Below are 15,326 nucleotides of genomic sequence, written 5' to 3'. Positions count from 1 at the left end.
TCACAGTAGTCTTTAAAATTATATGCTAAAATTTAAGACATGGGCCATGACCAGTAGCCACGAATTTAGGATTTAATTGCGCTAAAGTCTGCTGAAGCTGCGCTCTTTGCTGAGGGTCCGATACTTGCTGCGGTGTAATATTCTCTATTTCTGTTTGCCAATTACCTTCTATTACTGTACCCTGTGCATTTCCAAAGCGGAACACTAAATCGCTGCTGAAGAATATTCCACGCTTGTTTTCCATGAGCAATAAACCTTCCCAAAGATGCATTTCAGATGGATAATTGATGAATTCAAGCTCAAAGCCATTAGAAATCAGTTTTTCTCCTGGTCTTTTAATTATTGTATCATTTGTAATACCAAAGCCGCTTAGCTGTCTTGCTGTAACTTCCGAACAGATTGGCTTGGCTTCAGGAAAATGCTTTAATATTAGTGACAGACCTCCGCATTCATCTGATTCAAAGTGTGAAATAAAAATATATTTTAGTGTTCTACCAGCAAGAACCTCTTTCAGCTGAGGAATCAAAGCTTCCGCCTGCTGTACACTGCCTGTATGAACCAATACAGACTCATCAGCTAGTAAAAGGTACTGATGAAAGGTAAGATCTATAGGTGGTACGTAAGAACTAAATTGATGTAAATCTTCATAAATACTTGACATTTGTTTACCTCCTCCTGCTAATTAGAATATAAATTTTAAGTTTATTATTATTTTGTACAACTAACATATAGGCATTGATAACGTATATAGTTTTATTCTTCAACAACAGGAATCAAAAATGAGCTAACATACAAATTACTATCTAAGCGTAAAGCATGCATTTCTCCTGCAGGAACAATAAAAGCCTTACCTATTGTCAATTCCACTTCTCTATCCTCCAGCACACCAAAACCTTCACCTTTGATGCAGTAGAAAATTTCATCATGCTTTGGATGTTTGTGCAAAGCTACCTTCTTATCCGCAGGAATGTGATATACATTAGTTACAATTGATTCCTTAATATTTTCTAAATTCATTATTATTCCTCCTTTGATTGAAATTTTGATTTTAAAAATAATATTTTATTATATTTAAATCTAATGTTATGTTTAAGCTGCCCGTTGCGTATGATTGTCTATGCTATTAATCTTTCTATGACATAGAGTATAATAGCACAGTGTTGAAATCAATACGATTAAAGCAGATATAAAGTACATTAAATGGTAGTTTGTATGAGCTGCTATCATTCCAAGGATAAAGGCTCCTACAGCCATACCCGTATCATAGATCAAAAAATATGTTGAAGTTGCAACCCCTCTGCGGTTTACAGGACATACACTTACTGCCATAGTCTGAAGGGACGAGTAAAGCGTTCCATTGCCTACTCCGATAATTGCACCACCGGCCAGAAACATAAAGGGCCCTTTTGCCAGTGCCAAGCTAATAATTCCTACTATAAGAACGAAAAATGCCGGATAAATAACTGTATTCGCCCCGGAACGATCGAATAATTTTCCCACAAAAGGCCTAGATAATATAAGCATTATAGCATAACTTACAAAAAAGTAGGCCGCGACCTCTGAAGCCCCAATCTGTTTTGCATATATTGAAGAAAAAGTAGATACTCCTGCATAAGCAAAGGATACAAATGAACTAGCAAGGGCTATTGCCAGAACATTCAGTTCAAAATATCTTTTCAGTCCTTGGTACTCCTGTATCATAACCTTTCCTAAGGTTTTAGGAATACGAAGGATATTTCCAAATAAAAAAGATAATACAGCACATATTGCAGTGGCGGTAAAGAATAAGTTAAAGCTACTGCTTGCTATCATAGTAAGTCCTAGAAAAGGACCAATTGCCATTGCCAAGTTCATAAATGTAGCGAAATACCCAAGGCCCTCTCCTCTGCGTTTTTCAGGAACGAGATCTGCAACAACAGTATAAAGTGTAGTATTGGCCAAGGCAAAGCCAATACCATGGATAAATCGTAATATTAGCAAACTAGAAAGACTCTTTACTTCAATATACATGATGCTGGCGGCTAAAAACAAGGAAAGACTGATGAGCAGCATTTTCTTTCTTCCGAGTTCATCTATCCATTTTCCGGCGAAGGGCCTGAATATCACTGACCCAAGCAGAAACATGGTCATAGTAAGACCTGCCTGCTGACCACTTCCATTCAATCCATTGATAACTAATAAAGGAAGTACTGTCATTTGAGAGTACATTGTCATAAATAAGAAAAAACTGCTGATACAAATATATATATATTCCTTACTCCATAACCTATGTTCTTTCATATTTATTGCTCCATTTCATTATTGGAACTAACTTTATTATGTGCGTTTATATTTCCCGCTATTTCTTCTATTACTTCTTTCCATAAAGTTATTCTTTCCTCAGACAGACCTTTAAATACGATTTCCATAATCTCTGATTCTATTAGCATTATTTTTTCATTCATTTCTTTTCCGCTTTCTGTTAGATACGCTAGAAATGATCTTCTATCTTCCTTATTAGGTCCCCTTCTTACAAGTTTCTTTTTCTCCAGTTGATCCAATAACCTGGTTATATTTGTCTGGTCTTTCGCCATTCGTATAGATAATTCCTTTTGGCTTATGCCTTCCTGCTCTCCCAACCTTCGAATGATTCCCGCCTGTTCCGGTGTTAAATCGTAAGGTTTAAAAAAACTCGTTGCAAACTGATTAAATTTTCGAGAAGCATTGTTAAAGATAAATCCTATATAATCATTAAGTTGCATTTTAACTCTCCTTTCCGAAAGTACTTGCTATAGCAATTATATATATAGCATGTATATTTGTCAAGCAGTCATAAGCCTTAGAACTTGCAGAGTTTTTATCTCTGGATTCATCAGCCCTATAAAATCTACTTTTGCATCTAAAGCTAACTTTTTTAAATTCCTACTAAACAAAAAAGACTGCATTTTGTAGTGAAGTCTTTTGTTTTTCAATATTACTTCTGGCAATACTGAATTGGAAGGAGCTCCTTTGTCATATTTAAAAGAGTTTGTAAAGCAGGCGACATCCACTTGTCCTCATGGTAGATTACTTGAGTCAAGAATTCAAAAGAAGGGCCACGCCAGTTCATTTCAACAAGCTGACCTTTTGATAATTCCTCTTCAACTGTAACTTTAGGCAGAAATATGATTCCTAAACCGTTGATTGCAAGCTGTTTCATAGCTTGGATACTTTCGATTTCCATAATTGAATCGGGAGCCAGCCCACAATCGCTAAATATGGTCATAATTGCTCTCCGATAGCTACAGCCTTCCTCCGCTAAAATAAGAAGATAGTCAACGATGTTTTCAGGATATACATCAGGGAGCTTTGCAAGAGGATGATTTGGTTCTACCAGTAACGCTAAAGGCTCAGGTATAGCCAGTTCAACGATAAAATCGGAACCTGTTATCATACGATCCAAGCAAAAGGCAACATCAATCTGGTTATCCAGTAAAAGTTCTTCATACTCCGTAGATTTGACAGTTTTTAATATAATTTCAATGTCAGGAAACTTATAATAGAACTCCTTGAGAAGACTATGTATTCGTGTTGTGCATAAGGATTCCCATGCTCCTATAGTCACAACTCCTTTTGGAACTGGATGATCTTTCACTGTATTCTTTGCCTCTTCACACAGATTAACGATCTGTCTTGCATAAACAAGAAGTTTTTCCCCTTCGTGAGTAAGGGAAATATTCTTCCTAATCCGCTCAAATAAACGAACTCCTAGTTCACTCTCTAACAACTGTATCTGAGATGTGACAGTTGGTTGAGTGTATCCAAGTATATCTGCCGCTCGAGTAAAACTATTTAGATCTGCTACAGTAACGAATGTGTTAAGTTGGCGAAATTCCATATTGTCATCCCTTCTTCATCCATAGATTTTTCATATGATTATGATTTATTATATCAATTTTTCTTTTCCAGTGCCATGAGTTACTATTTAATTAAACACATACCATACTGTAAATATAGGAGGAATTAATTATGATGTTAAATGGAGTAATAAAATGGCTTGGAGAAGGAGTGGCATTTGAAGGCACAACTCCAGAGGGAGCAAAATTTGTGTTGTCTGGTCCTGCAGAAATGAATAATGGAAAGGTTCTAGGGCCAAAGCCAATTGAAATACTTCTTCATGCAGTTGCAGCATGTACAAGCGTAGACACAGTTGCAATGCTTCAGGCTAGAGGTGCTCAAATTTCAGAATACGAAGTCACTGTTAGTGGAGAAAGAGGAGCAGTGGCTCCAAAGCCTATAGAAAAAATTAACCTTTTATATAACATAAAAGGAAAGGGCATGACATCTGAAATGATAGAAGATGTACTTAAAATTGCTTTTGAAGTTGAAAGTGGTGTTGCAAATACTTATAAATCTAATATCACTTGGGATTTTAATCTCATTGAAGAATAAGTTTTACATGCCATCTTGAGGTTATCTTATATCTAGCTCGAACTTAAAAAATAGGTGTGTTTCAAAACTAGGAACTTAGCTTTGGAACACACTTTTTTTCATTGATTATTGATCGTAAATTTTTTTATCTAATCTTCCATATCCTTAATTATCATCTTTACAATTCGTATATTCTTACCTTTTATATAAAGATACATAAAAAAGCATGAAAAGCTTCCACCTACAGTTCCACAAATAATGTCCCACATAGTATCATGAAGACTATTATTTTGTGCTGTAAATCCAAAAATCTGATCTGTTGTAAACTCCCATATTTCCCATGCTCCTGCACATGCAATGGCAAATAGTAACGGAAATACAACCATAGCTATAGGTCTCATTGTCAGATTCTCTTTATTACCACATAAAAAAATATATATAATCAATCCTAAAAATGCTAATAACCCTCCAGATACCAAATGCAGTAATTTATCATAATTTGGTATGCTATAAAAATCCATTACATTTGCTAAATACATGGAAAAAAATATAAAGATCAGTGCTAATACATAAGCTGCTTTAGACTTTTTTAAAAATGTTTTATTAAATAACAATCTTACTATAAATATAGTTATATAAATTAGTCCAATTCTAAATACTTTTCCACCGTCTCTGGCGAATATATCCCATACTAATGTAATGGCTAATAATATATAAAATATATAAGTAATTATTGTGTCATATTCCATGTACTTTTTCATTATATATCTCCTAACTAACAGGCTTTTGCAATTATTATACCCTAAAAAACATATTTTAATTAAATAACAAACTAACCTCTATGCCTTAAAAACATAGAGATCTGTACTTTAGCTAGCTTTCCATCTTTAGAAACATCCTCATTTTTGCTATATTAAATTTATATTGAATCTAATAATAACAAATAACTGGAGTCCCCTCTTCAATATTATTAAATATCCCTTTTGCTAAATAGTATGGTGAATTTATACAACCATGAGACCCACTTGTTCTGTAAATATTACCTCCAAATTCACCTCTCCAGCTTGCATCGTGAATTCCAATTCCTCCATTAAATGGCATCCAAAAATCAACCGGAGAACTGTAACCCGGGCCTCTTAATACCGTATTCCTTTGTTTATATTTTAAACTATAAATACCCTGAGGTGTTGAGTGCTTACTGCTTACATTACCTGTAACAACATCTCCTTGTACTATTAGTGAACCATTTTTATAAAACCATAAGTGTTGATTTGTTATATCTATTTCTACATAGGTGTTTCCAATATCATTATTGCCACGAGATAAGGCCTTTTTGGCGTATGTCGGTTCTTTTGTTATTGTTTCTCCTTTCTCAATGGCTGCACACAAATCTTGAATTTCTTTATCAGCATTGATTAACCATCCATAATCACCACCGCCAATACTTATTGTCTTTCCTGAAGATGTAACAAAGTTTCTCCTTTTACCAACAGTATTATAGGTATTGAAAAATGCATTCATATAATTTTTCATTTCTTTATTATCGAAGGTAATCTCAAGATTTTCATTAACTTTAAGCCATTTATTTATTATAGAATTATCTATAGTTTCTTTACGTTCTTCAAAAGCATAGGTAATCTTTGAAGATATATATTTGTTAAGAATGTTTTTAGTTTCGATAACTTTTGGGGATTCCGAAGTATATTTTGGCTTGACATAACAATTAATTGATTCCAGGTCTACTGTAGTTTCCCCTTTAAGTATTGCCTTTGCCACATGATCATATAAAATATCTTTATTAACCTTGTTTCCATTTACTTCATTTACAATTATATAGCCTTTATCCGTATATTTAAAACTAGGATTTTTAGGTTCTATTATATTATTAGTCTGAAAACAAGAAAGTTTATCTACTCTTTCTTTTAATAGTTTTGTATCATATGAGAGCTCATCTGTCATCTTAGAATCTTCTGAATTAAAGGCTGCTAGCACCCATTTAAAAGGGTCCTGCTTATCTTTAAAACTCTTATACTCTCCTCCTGAATTATACTTTATCCCAATATCACTACCTCTAATTTGTTCGCTTTTGCCACCCCGCTCTTTTAGATTCAAAGTATAGTTCTGCAGTTCATCTACCATCTGTGCTTTTACTTCCTCTACAGTTTTACCTGAAACATTAATACAGTTAATTTCAGAACCAAAATAAAAATGATTCATGAAATATGTTGCCATACTAAAATATACAATAAGTACAGCACAAATAGAAATTATAATTCCTATTATAACTTTACTGCGTTTATTTTTTTCTTTTTCCGTGATGTCCATCCCCTTCATATATCACTATAAATAAATCATACATTTCATTCTATGTGGTAATGTTGATATCTAAGACAATTATTCTAAAATTTTTTTGTAATTAAAATATATATAGTAGCTTGATTCTCATAATAACTTTTAGTTGTATGAGCCTAAATTTAAGTTGTTTATCAAATTTAAATATCTATCGTATAATTTAATTGTAATGTATTAGGGGGAACTCCAGCATTCTCGTAATCATAGGTAAAATAAAATTAAATTTTGATATGACCTTCTTATCAGAATATCAAAATAAGATAAGTGAATTTTGAAAAAAGTTCATTATTTAGCCCTAAAATCCTAAAACCCTAATTTATGATCTATTTTACCTTGGTTAAAGAGTTGTTGCCTTTGCCCCTATTATGTTAATTTTTTAACTTTAGTAGGCAAGCAATTTTAAGCTAAGGTTAAATCTATCATAAATAAAAAAATTATAATCAATGTTGTAAACCATTGCAGATTATAAAACAAGGAGGGTGTTTTATTAATGGAAGACAGAGGATTATTAATACAAGCAGCTGAGGATCAGCTTCTTGAAAAAGCAAAAAAAGATGGTGTGGAAACTGCCTGGGATAGAAAAGATGCTATGAAGACACCATGCGGTTTTGGTTCAGCAGGCGTATGCTGTAGAAACTGTGCTATGGGACCTTGTAGAGTAAGCCCAGTTCCTGGAAAGGGAGTAGAAAGAGGTATTTGTGGAGCTACAGCAGATGTTATAGTTGCAAGGAACTTCGCAAGAATGTGTGCAGCTGGTTCAGCATCTCACTCAGATCACGGTAGATCACTATGTCTTTATCTAGAGAATGCATCAAGAGATGGACAAATAAATATAAGAGATGAGAAGAAACTTGCATCTGTTGCCAAAAAATATAGTATTGAGACTGAAGGAAGAGATATTTATGATGTAGCACATGATGTAGCTGCAGCTACATTGAATGAGTTTGGTAAACCTCATGGAAACTTAATTTTCTCTTCAGCTCTACCTAAAAAGAGAAAAGAAGTTTGGGACAAACTTGGTGTAACTCCAAGAGCAATTGATAAAGATATAGTTAGTATAATGCACTCAACTCACATTGGATGTTCAGGAGATGCTAAAAATCTTCTCAACATGTCAATGAGAGCATCTCTTGGAGATGGATGGGGTGGTTCTTATATAGCAACTGAAATTAGTGATATTTTATTCAAAACTCCATCACCAGTAGAAACCCAAGCTAACTTAGGTGTATTAGAAACTAATTCAGTTAATATTATATTACATGGTCACGAACCATCACTTTCAGAATCAATTGTAGCAGCATCTGAAGACCCTGAACTTATTGCTCTTGCAAAAGCTCAAGGAGCAGATGGAATAAATGTTTGCGGTATGTGTTGTACTGGAAACGAAATAACAATGAGACATGGTATTAAGATGGCAGGAAACTTCCTACAACAGGAGCTTGCAGTAATAACCGGTGCAGTTGAAGCGGTAATAGTTGATGTTCAATGTATAATGCCATCCCTTGCAAAGCTTTCAAAATCTTATCATACAAAATTCATAACAACTTCACCAAAAGCTGAAATAACAGATTCAACCTATATTGAGTTTGAAGAACACAGACCATATGACTCTGCAAAAGAAATAATAAAAGAAGCTGTTTTAAATTACAAAAATAGAAATAGGGATAATGTTTTAATTCCTAATGAAAAATGCGATGCTTTAGTTGGATTTAGTACGGAAGCTATAGTAGATGGTCTTGACAAAGTTGTTAATTCAAACATAGACCCTATGCAAACAGTTAAACCTCTTGCAGATGTTATACTATCTGGTACCCTCAGAGGTGCAGCTGCCTTTGTTGGTTGTAATAATCCAAAGGTTCCACATGATGAACCTACAGTAAAAATGATGAAGTATCTCATCGCTCATGATGTAATAGTTGTTGTTACTGGTTGTGCAGCTCATGCGGCAGCAAAAGCAGGATTGCTTTCAAAAGAAGCAAAAGAGCTCGCTGGTCCTGGACTTAAGACTGTATGTGGTTTATTAGATATTCCGCCAATTCTTCATCAAGGTTCCTGTGTTGATATCAGCCGTAATTTACAACTTGTTGGTGAGCTAGCAAATCATTTAGGAGTAGATATCAGTGACTTACCAGTAGTTGGTGCTGCTCCAGAGTGGATGTCAGAAAAAGCTGTAGCTATAGGAACTTACGTAGTAGGAAGCGGTATAGATGCTTGGCTAGGAGTTGTTCCTCCTGTAACAGGCTCCCCATTTGTTGCAGATTACCTATTAAATAAGATGGAAGAAGACTACGGTGCTAAATTCTATGTAGAAACTGATCCACAAAAAGCAGCTGAACAAATGCTTGAAAGAATAGAAGCAAAACGTAAAAAAATAAATATTTAAGATTTTAAAGCAGGCATTTCTAAGTGCCTGCTTTCTATTAAATAAATTATATGCTGCCAAAATATTATCATAAAAATCTCATTCCTTTCTGTGCAGGACTTGGAGGTATTTTTATGCTTTCCATGGATACAATTGCAAGAAGCATAAGTGCTGCAGAGATCGCTATTAGCATAATAACTTCCTTTGTAGGTGCGCCTTTTCTTGCTTATTTGCTTATTAAAAAGGCGAACTACTAATTTTTAGGCTTTGGAACTCTTATTTCAAATTGAGTTTTATATTCACTGTCCCTAGGAGAAAGTAAATTAATTTTACCACCATGTTTTTCTATTATTTGTTTTGTAATGGAAAGTCCTAAACCTGTTCCACTGTTAGTAGTTCTTGCTTCATCTCCTACTACAAAGGGTACAAATATATCATTTACTATTTCCTCAGGTATTCCAGTACCATTGTCTGAAACAATGATTCTATAGTCATTATCATCATCTTCCAAAATTATTTTAATAGTTGTTCCGGGGGTATTATACTTTATGCTGTTCGATATAAGATTATAAAAAGCTCTCTTCAATTGATTCTTATCTAAATAAAAAGGAAGTACTTTATCTGGTATATCAAACTCCAATATAAATCCTTTATCATCAATATACTCATAGTTCTCAGCGATGATTTCTCTTATAAATTCCGTTAAATCCTCTATGACTAAGTTAAGCTTAAAGTCTGGATGACCTAGTTTTACATATTCGAATAGAAGATTAATTAGATCTGTTACTTTAGTAGATTTTTGATATATAATATTTAAATACTTATTTATATCATCTGTATTAGTTACATAACCTTCTGAAATTGCTTTTGCATAGCCTTGAATAGTGGTTATAGGCGTTTTTAGATCATGTGAAATATCTGCAAGCATCTTTTGTTTACTTTCTTCTATTACTTTCTTTTCTTTCTCTACTGTTTTCAGTCTTTTAACCATAATATTAAAGCTATTGCATATTTGTGCAAATTCCGCTTCACCTTTGTAATTAAGGTATGTCTCTTCGTTGCTTTCTGTGAAAAAAGTCATAGCATTATTAATTTTATCAAGAGGCTTTTTTACTTTTTTATTTAACCACAACACAAACAACATAATGTTAACAACATAAAGCGCTAGAAATATATCAAATAATTGGGAGATACTGCTTTTAAAATTATTTGTAGTTTCGATGTTACTTTTTTCTGTTGGTATTTTAGAAAGTAGAATTAAATTTTCCCCAGTATCGCTCTTGAATTCTTGCTTGCTAGTGTGATATGGAAGAGTCTCTGGTGCTGTAATAGCCTCTAATTCTGTTTTAGTATATGAGTTTCTTTTTTCTTTTACATTTCCTTTTGCATATATTACTTTGTAATTTTTATCTAGTATTTCAATCCAGCCCTCTTCTTTTTCTATTGAGCTAATATCTATTTTTTCATATTGTCCTCTTTCTAATAATGGTATTTGAGAAGATATATTTTCATCAGATAAACTTAAAAATCCTGTAAGCTTAAATATACCAATAGATGAAACAATAATTATTATAAGTATAGTACTTAGTGTAAATAAAATATAATTCTTTATAAGAGTGGTATAGAATCTATTATTTTGTGATGTTTGATTCCTTTTCAATTTTATAGCCAATCCCCCTTATAGTTTTAATATATATTGGATTTCTAGGATTATCTTCAATCTTCTCTCTTAATTTAGAAATGTGAACCATTAGAATATTGTCATCTCCTAAAAAATAACCATTGCTGATATTCTCCATTACTTGGCTTTTAGTATATACACGACCAGGGGATTTCATAAGTAAGTGGAGTATTTTATATTCTGTTGGTGTTAGTATGATTTCAATACTATTTTTAGTAAGCTTAAAAGCATCTTCATCTAATATAAGCTCTCCTACCTTTAATACATTTTTTACATTTTTCATATTTAGATCATTACTTAAATTATAACATCTTCTTAGCTGTGATTTTATTCTCGCTAATACTTCCAAAGGATTAAAAGGTTTTGTTATATAATCATCTGCTCCTAAATCTAATCCTAATATTTTATCATTATCCATTTGTTTAGCAGACAAAATAATAACTGGGATAGCATACTTGCTTCTAATTTTTTTAGTGAGCTCAAAACCATTAAGTTTAGGCATCATTATATCTAAAACAGCTAAATCAATTCTTTGATTTTCAATAATATTCCAAGCATCTTCGCCATTATATGCAGGAATTACTTCTAGGTTTTCCTTTTCTAAATATAGCTTCAGCAAGTCTATAATATCTTTTTCGTCCTCCGCTATTAGAATTTGAAGCTTCATAATATGTTCCTCCTTTTCAATGGACAAAATCCAATAAGCATTTTTTCTTTTAGACTAATTGTCTAAGAGATTTTTGCCGAATAATTTAAATAATAGTTCTAATATTTTTGTATACATTAATACTAGTGTAAGCATAATACCGAAGGAAGCATACCATTCCATGTATTTGGGAGCATTGTTGTTTACTCCTTCATATATAAGCTGAAAATCTAATAAAAGATTTCCTGCTGCAATAAGTATAATAAATAAATCTATACAAATACCCACTGGACCCATATCATTAAGAAAAGGAACAGATAACCCTACTATACCTAAAATACTATTTAACACATATAAAAACGCTATAGACATGGTTGCAATAATTATAAAATTTCTAAGCTTATGAGCAATGCTTGGCTTAGATTTAAATAGCATTAGAACAGCAATGCAAACGGCAAAAGTTGTTAATACAGCAGATGTTACTATTCCAGGAACTGCACTTTCTAAAAAAGCAGAAATTACTCCAAGCAATGTTCCTTCTAACGCCGTGTATATAGGTGCAGTAACTACTGAAATTTTTGGAAAAAAGGAAGTTATTACTCCTAATAAAGAACCTACTAGTCCACAAACTATCATGAATGCTATAGCTTTCTCTTGCTTAGTCTGAAATACATACCAAGCAATTCCACTTGATAAAAATAGTAGTGTTAAAAGCAATATACTTTTATTTACTGTACCTGTATATGTCATATACTCTGTAGAGTTTTCCGCTTCAACTCTTCTAAAACCTTTTTCTAAAAAAATACTTCTTGTTATCATATAAGTCCCTCCACTTTGTTTTTCAGTAAAATTTATATGTACTATAATTACATATAAAATTAGATTTTACAATATATATTCTTCACAATGTTCATTTGCTTTTAATGCAACATTGTGAAGAATATTAAATCTAACAATTTATTTTTTTACAATTTGTAGTGGATTTTCTCCAAATTTATTAGGTTCATTTGTTCCTTTCTTAAAAAGTAAAACAATTACAAAGTAAATATTTATAATTGGTAGACATAGCCACCAAACATTTTTACCTGACTTTTCTATGTCGTGAAATCTTTGAATACTAATCAAAACGAGTTTTATCCCAATAATGGCATAAATAAACGCGCTAATAATTCCCAAGGATGTATTATTAGTATTTTCTAGCACAATCCCTGTAATACTTGAAAGAAAGCCTCCCACTAAAAAATAGATAGCATAAATCAAACGATTGACTCTTCCATTGAAATTAAAAAAATTTAACATATAATTCTCTCCTTTATTATTTTATTTCGTTTTAAAAAATTAGTAAAACTTATTTTTACAATATCAATGATAGCAGCTCAATCTATGAATACACTTAAGACATTCTTAAGATTTCTTAAGATTTAGATATTACTTTAGTTGTTATTGAAATGAAATTTTAATTTTATCTGAGTTCTTAATCACACTAAAATTTAAAAGTCATATACTAAAACGGGAAGAATGAAAAAAGGAGATCATATATGGCATTAATTTTATCTGCATTATTGTTTAGTTTGTCATCTAACTTAGATAATGTAGTTGTAGGTATTGCTTATGGAATAAAGAAAATAAAGATAGGAATAATTTCAAATTTTATAATAGCAGCTATAACATCTACAGGAACATTTTTATCTATGTCACTTGGAGTTTATATATCAAAATTCTTACCTCATACTGTAGCAAATTCATTAGGTGCTGGAGCTATTATTATATTGGGGGTATATTTTGTAATCCAAAGCATAATAAAACTTATAAATAATAAGAAATCAAAAGAACTTGCTTTAAAAGATATTACTGACATGATTGAATATGCTGAGAAATCAGATTTGGACAACTCTGGTGATATAAATATAAGAGAAGCTCTCATTGTAGCATTCGGATTAACCTTTAACAACTTAGGAACTGGTGTAGCAGCAAGTATAACAGGAGTTAGTATTCAATTTACAGTGGTATTTACATTTATATTAAGTATTCTTACAATTATACTTGGTGAAGCTGTAGGTAATCATGTATTGGGTAAATTATTTGGTAAATATGCACCATTAATTTCAGGCGTATTGCTAATAATACTTGGTATAGTTGAATTCCTTAATTAATATTTCTTATTTTTGAGTTATCTTACAAATAAATATCAGTTAATAAAAATAACTCACCTAAAAGGGAGTAGTTTGATAGATATTGTCAACATATTGGTTAAAAGCCTGGCAATATCCGCAAAAATGTGAAACGAGACTTTTAGCGTATTTAAAATACGCTAAAAGTCTTTTTATTTTCAAAGGAGGACAAGTATGATTACAACAATTTTAATTATGATTGCTTCAGCACTATTAATTTATTTTAGTTGCGAACTGTTTGTAAACGGAATTGAATGGGTAGGTAAAGCATTTAATATTTCTCAAAGTGCAGTAGGTTCCGTGCTTGCAGCTTTCGGTACAGCTTTGCCTGAGAGCATTGTAACTTTCATAGCTGTAGTTTTTGGCGTAAATGCAAGTCAAAAAGACATTGGAGTTGGTGCAGCCTTAGGAGGACCTCTTGTATTAAGTACAATCGGATATGCTGTTATTGGTATTTGTATAATCATTTTTAGTGGTAGAAGAAAAATGGGAAGCTGTATTAATGTTAATGTAAAAAAATTAGCAAGGGATCAAATTTGGTTTATGTTTATTTTTATATTCAAGATAGGACTAGGACTTCTTGCTTTTACTATTAAGCCATGGTTAGGGCTTTTATTTCTAATAGCTTATGCAATTTATTTTTATAAAGAAATGAGCGTAGATACAGTAGATGTAGCAGAAGCACTTGAGCCGTTGAAATTTAGTTCTAAAAGCATAAATCCTAAGAAATCATTGATTCTAGTTCAAACTATCATATCACTGATTTTTATATTTGTAGCTTCACAATTATTTGTGCATAATTTAGATGCCCTAAGCATTTCCCTTGGAATGTCACCCCATTTGGTTGCTTTATTGTTAAGTCCAATTGCTACAGAACTGCCTGAAATATTAAATGTATTTATATGGGTAAAACAAGGTAAAGAAAATTTAGCAATTGCAAACATTAGCGGTTCTATGATGATTCAAGCCACAGTCCCAAGTGCATTAGGTATCATTTTCACTCCATGGATCTTTGATAAGTCACTTATGCTTTCAGCTATAGTAACCTTTGGGGCTATTATAGCTATATGGACAACTTTAAAAATAGGTTGTTTGTCTGCTAAAAAGCTATCTTTAAACGCTCTTTTATATGTTATTTTTATTATAGGATTTTTATTAATAGAAGGTAATGCATTTTAACCTGTATGCATTACCTCTTTTTAGGCAGAGAACCGAAATCTTAAGCAGGCATTCAAAATCTTCGATTTTAATATGGTCGCTTACTCAGTGAGTACTCCTCAGACGTAAGGAAGATGAGTTTCATATAAGATAAGTAACATTATTCCCAAATTTATCATAGTATATTTTAACTAATGTTTTTGGGGGCTGTAATGGAACAATAGGCTATGGCGAAATATAATATAGAAAGGAGAGTCTAAAAATGAATAGCAATCTAACATATTATAAAATAATTATTAGACTAGGAATATTATGTTTTGCCATATTTATTAGCAGTGTGCTGTCAATAATAGAAATAGGTATAAATATATACAAGGGAATAGCAATAGCAATCTCTTTTATATTTATTGTTATATTTACAATGTTGTGGTTTAAGCATAAAGAGAAAAAGTCGTAATGTTCTTAAACTTCGAAGCAACGCTATAATAATTACACTACAAATACTACATAAATTCATAAAAAAGGGCAAGAACTTTAGAAAAGCCAAGAGGGAGCAGCATAATCCAT

Annotated in this window: 18 protein-coding genes; 6 read left to right on the top strand and 12 right to left on the bottom strand. The window is 32.1% G+C overall.

Annotated elements, in window-relative coordinates:
* Positions 1–25: 25 nt before the first annotated feature.
* From ACZ5N4_RS06035 to ACZ5N4_RS06010, 6 genes are all read right to left on the bottom strand, one after another.
* Positions 26–661, bottom strand: a complete 636-nt coding sequence (locus ACZ5N4_RS06035; RefSeq protein WP_464208078.1) for an oxygen-binding di-iron domain-containing protein — start codon at positions 659–661, stop codon at positions 26–28.
* Positions 662–753: 92 nt separating this feature from the next.
* The gene (locus ACZ5N4_RS06030) at positions 754–1,017 is read right to left on the bottom strand and encodes a cupin domain-containing protein (RefSeq protein WP_464208076.1); all 264 of its coding nucleotides are present in this window, start codon (positions 1,015–1,017) and stop codon (positions 754–756) included.
* 72 nt (positions 1,018–1,089) lie between these two features.
* Positions 1,090–2,280, bottom strand: a complete 1,191-nt coding sequence (locus ACZ5N4_RS06025; protein WP_464208074.1) for an MFS transporter — start codon at positions 2,278–2,280, stop codon at positions 1,090–1,092.
* A 2-nt stretch (positions 2,281–2,282) separates the two neighbouring features.
* A complete protein-coding gene (locus ACZ5N4_RS06020; protein WP_464208072.1) occupies positions 2,283–2,741 on the bottom strand; it encodes a MarR family winged helix-turn-helix transcriptional regulator in 459 nt (152 codons plus the stop codon).
* Between the two features lie 60 nt (positions 2,742–2,801).
* Entirely contained in the window at positions 2,802–2,924 is a 123-nt protein-coding gene (locus ACZ5N4_RS06015; protein ID WP_464208070.1) for a hypothetical protein, read from the bottom strand.
* 29 nt (positions 2,925–2,953) lie between these two features.
* Positions 2,954–3,856: a LysR family transcriptional regulator gene (locus ACZ5N4_RS06010; protein ID WP_464208068.1), complete on the bottom strand. Its 903-nt coding sequence runs from the start codon at positions 3,854–3,856 to the stop codon at positions 2,954–2,956.
* Between the two features lie 131 nt (positions 3,857–3,987).
* Here ACZ5N4_RS06010 and ACZ5N4_RS06005 point away from each other — a divergent pair, with 131 nt between their 5' ends.
* Positions 3,988–4,410, top strand: a complete 423-nt coding sequence (locus ACZ5N4_RS06005; protein ID WP_211141279.1) for an OsmC family protein — start codon at positions 3,988–3,990, stop codon at positions 4,408–4,410.
* A 128-nt stretch (positions 4,411–4,538) separates the two neighbouring features.
* Here the strand turns inward: ACZ5N4_RS06005 and ACZ5N4_RS06000 are convergent, their stop codons facing one another.
* Together ACZ5N4_RS06000 and ACZ5N4_RS05995 are read right to left on the bottom strand one after the other, a co-directional pair.
* A complete protein-coding gene (locus tag ACZ5N4_RS06000; protein ID WP_464208066.1) occupies positions 4,539–5,150 on the bottom strand; it encodes a DUF2238 domain-containing protein in 612 nt (203 codons plus the stop codon).
* A gap of 169 nt (positions 5,151–5,319) precedes the next feature.
* Positions 5,320–6,714, bottom strand: a complete 1,395-nt coding sequence (locus tag ACZ5N4_RS05995) for a L,D-transpeptidase family protein (protein ID WP_464208064.1) — start codon at positions 6,712–6,714, stop codon at positions 5,320–5,322.
* Between the two features lie 517 nt (positions 6,715–7,231).
* On the opposite strand from ACZ5N4_RS05995, the gene cooS reads away from it, so the two are divergent.
* Positions 7,232–9,124, top strand: coding sequence for an anaerobic carbon-monoxide dehydrogenase catalytic subunit (gene cooS, locus ACZ5N4_RS05990; protein ID WP_464208063.1), 1,893 nt, complete (start codon positions 7,232–7,234; stop codon positions 9,122–9,124).
* A 50-nt stretch (positions 9,125–9,174) separates the two neighbouring features.
* Complete coding sequence (locus ACZ5N4_RS05985; protein WP_464208061.1) at positions 9,175–9,360, top strand: iron chelate uptake ABC transporter family permease subunit; 186 nt, start codon at positions 9,175–9,177, stop codon at positions 9,358–9,360.
* Here the strand turns inward: ACZ5N4_RS05985 and ACZ5N4_RS05980 are convergent.
* The 4 genes from ACZ5N4_RS05980 to ACZ5N4_RS05965 form a co-directional block, all read right to left on the bottom strand.
* Complete coding sequence (locus tag ACZ5N4_RS05980) at positions 9,357–10,763, bottom strand: sensor histidine kinase (RefSeq protein ID WP_464208059.1); 1,407 nt, start codon at positions 10,761–10,763, stop codon at positions 9,357–9,359. The two genes, ACZ5N4_RS05985 and ACZ5N4_RS05980, sit on opposite strands and share 4 nt — an antisense overlap.
* Complete coding sequence (locus ACZ5N4_RS05975) at positions 10,735–11,451, bottom strand: response regulator transcription factor (protein WP_464208057.1); 717 nt, start codon at positions 11,449–11,451, stop codon at positions 10,735–10,737. The genes ACZ5N4_RS05980 and ACZ5N4_RS05975 overlap by 29 nt, the downstream gene beginning before the upstream one ends.
* Positions 11,452–11,505: 54 nt before the next feature.
* Entirely contained in the window at positions 11,506–12,249 is a 744-nt protein-coding gene (locus tag ACZ5N4_RS05970) for a Bax inhibitor-1/YccA family protein (RefSeq protein ID WP_464208055.1), read from the bottom strand.
* Between the two features lie 138 nt (positions 12,250–12,387).
* The gene (locus tag ACZ5N4_RS05965; RefSeq protein WP_464208053.1) at positions 12,388–12,729 is read right to left on the bottom strand and encodes a DUF805 domain-containing protein; all 342 of its coding nucleotides are present in this window, start codon (positions 12,727–12,729) and stop codon (positions 12,388–12,390) included.
* A 239-nt stretch (positions 12,730–12,968) separates the two neighbouring features.
* Here ACZ5N4_RS05965 and ACZ5N4_RS05960 point away from each other — a divergent pair, with 239 nt between their 5' ends.
* From ACZ5N4_RS05960 to ACZ5N4_RS05950, 3 genes are all read left to right on the top strand, one after another.
* Positions 12,969–13,583, top strand: coding sequence for a manganese efflux pump (locus ACZ5N4_RS05960; protein ID WP_464208051.1), 615 nt, complete (start codon positions 12,969–12,971; stop codon positions 13,581–13,583).
* Between the two features lie 192 nt (positions 13,584–13,775).
* Positions 13,776–14,780, top strand: coding sequence for a sodium:calcium antiporter (locus tag ACZ5N4_RS05955; protein ID WP_464208049.1), 1,005 nt, complete (start codon positions 13,776–13,778; stop codon positions 14,778–14,780).
* Positions 14,781–15,021: 241 nt separating this feature from the next.
* On the top strand, positions 15,022–15,216 hold the full coding sequence (locus ACZ5N4_RS05950) for a hypothetical protein (protein WP_464208047.1): 195 nt from the start codon (positions 15,022–15,024) through the stop codon (positions 15,214–15,216).
* Positions 15,217–15,326 lie beyond the last annotated feature (110 nt).

This window comes from Clostridium nitrophenolicum (genome assembly GCF_055391695.1).
This window is presented reverse-complemented; position numbering and strand designations above follow the sequence as displayed.

Bases quoted from the DNA above. Each gene is read 5' to 3' on its own strand.
- ACZ5N4_RS06035 (WP_464208078.1), bottom strand. From the start codon at position 661: ATGTCAAGTATTTATGAAGATTTACATCAATTTAGTTCTTACGTACCA.
- ACZ5N4_RS06030 (WP_464208076.1), bottom strand. From the start codon at position 1,017: ATGAATTTAGAAAATATTAAGGAATCAATTGTAACTAATGTATATCAC.
- ACZ5N4_RS06025 (WP_464208074.1), bottom strand. From the start codon at position 2,280: ATGAAAGAACATAGGTTATGGAGTAAGGAATATATATATATTTGTATC.
- ACZ5N4_RS06020 (WP_464208072.1), bottom strand. From the start codon at position 2,741: ATGCAACTTAATGATTATATAGGATTTATCTTTAACAATGCTTCTCGA.
- ACZ5N4_RS06015 (WP_464208070.1), bottom strand. From the start codon at position 2,924: ATGCAGTCTTTTTTGTTTAGTAGGAATTTAAAAAAGTTAGCTTTAGAT.
- ACZ5N4_RS06010 (WP_464208068.1), bottom strand. From the start codon at position 3,856: ATGGAATTTCGCCAACTTAACACATTCGTTACTGTAGCAGATCTAAAT.
- ACZ5N4_RS06005 (WP_211141279.1), top strand. From the start codon at position 3,988: ATGATGTTAAATGGAGTAATAAAATGGCTTGGAGAAGGAGTGGCATTT.
- ACZ5N4_RS06000 (WP_464208066.1), bottom strand. From the start codon at position 5,150: ATGAAAAAGTACATGGAATATGACACAATAATTACTTATATATTTTAT.
- ACZ5N4_RS05995 (WP_464208064.1), bottom strand. From the start codon at position 6,714: ATGGACATCACGGAAAAAGAAAAAAATAAACGCAGTAAAGTTATAATA.
- cooS (WP_464208063.1), top strand. From the start codon at position 7,232: ATGGAAGACAGAGGATTATTAATACAAGCAGCTGAGGATCAGCTTCTT.
- ACZ5N4_RS05985 (WP_464208061.1), top strand. From the start codon at position 9,175: ATGCTGCCAAAATATTATCATAAAAATCTCATTCCTTTCTGTGCAGGA.
- ACZ5N4_RS05975 (WP_464208057.1), bottom strand. From the start codon at position 11,451: ATGAAGCTTCAAATTCTAATAGCGGAGGACGAAAAAGATATTATAGAC.
- ACZ5N4_RS05970 (WP_464208055.1), bottom strand. From the start codon at position 12,249: ATGATAACAAGAAGTATTTTTTTAGAAAAAGGTTTTAGAAGAGTTGAA.
- ACZ5N4_RS05965 (WP_464208053.1), bottom strand. From the start codon at position 12,729: ATGTTAAATTTTTTTAATTTCAATGGAAGAGTCAATCGTTTGATTTAT.
- ACZ5N4_RS05960 (WP_464208051.1), top strand. From the start codon at position 12,969: ATGGCATTAATTTTATCTGCATTATTGTTTAGTTTGTCATCTAACTTA.
- ACZ5N4_RS05955 (WP_464208049.1), top strand. From the start codon at position 13,776: ATGATTACAACAATTTTAATTATGATTGCTTCAGCACTATTAATTTAT.
- ACZ5N4_RS05950 (WP_464208047.1), top strand. From the start codon at position 15,022: ATGAATAGCAATCTAACATATTATAAAATAATTATTAGACTAGGAATA.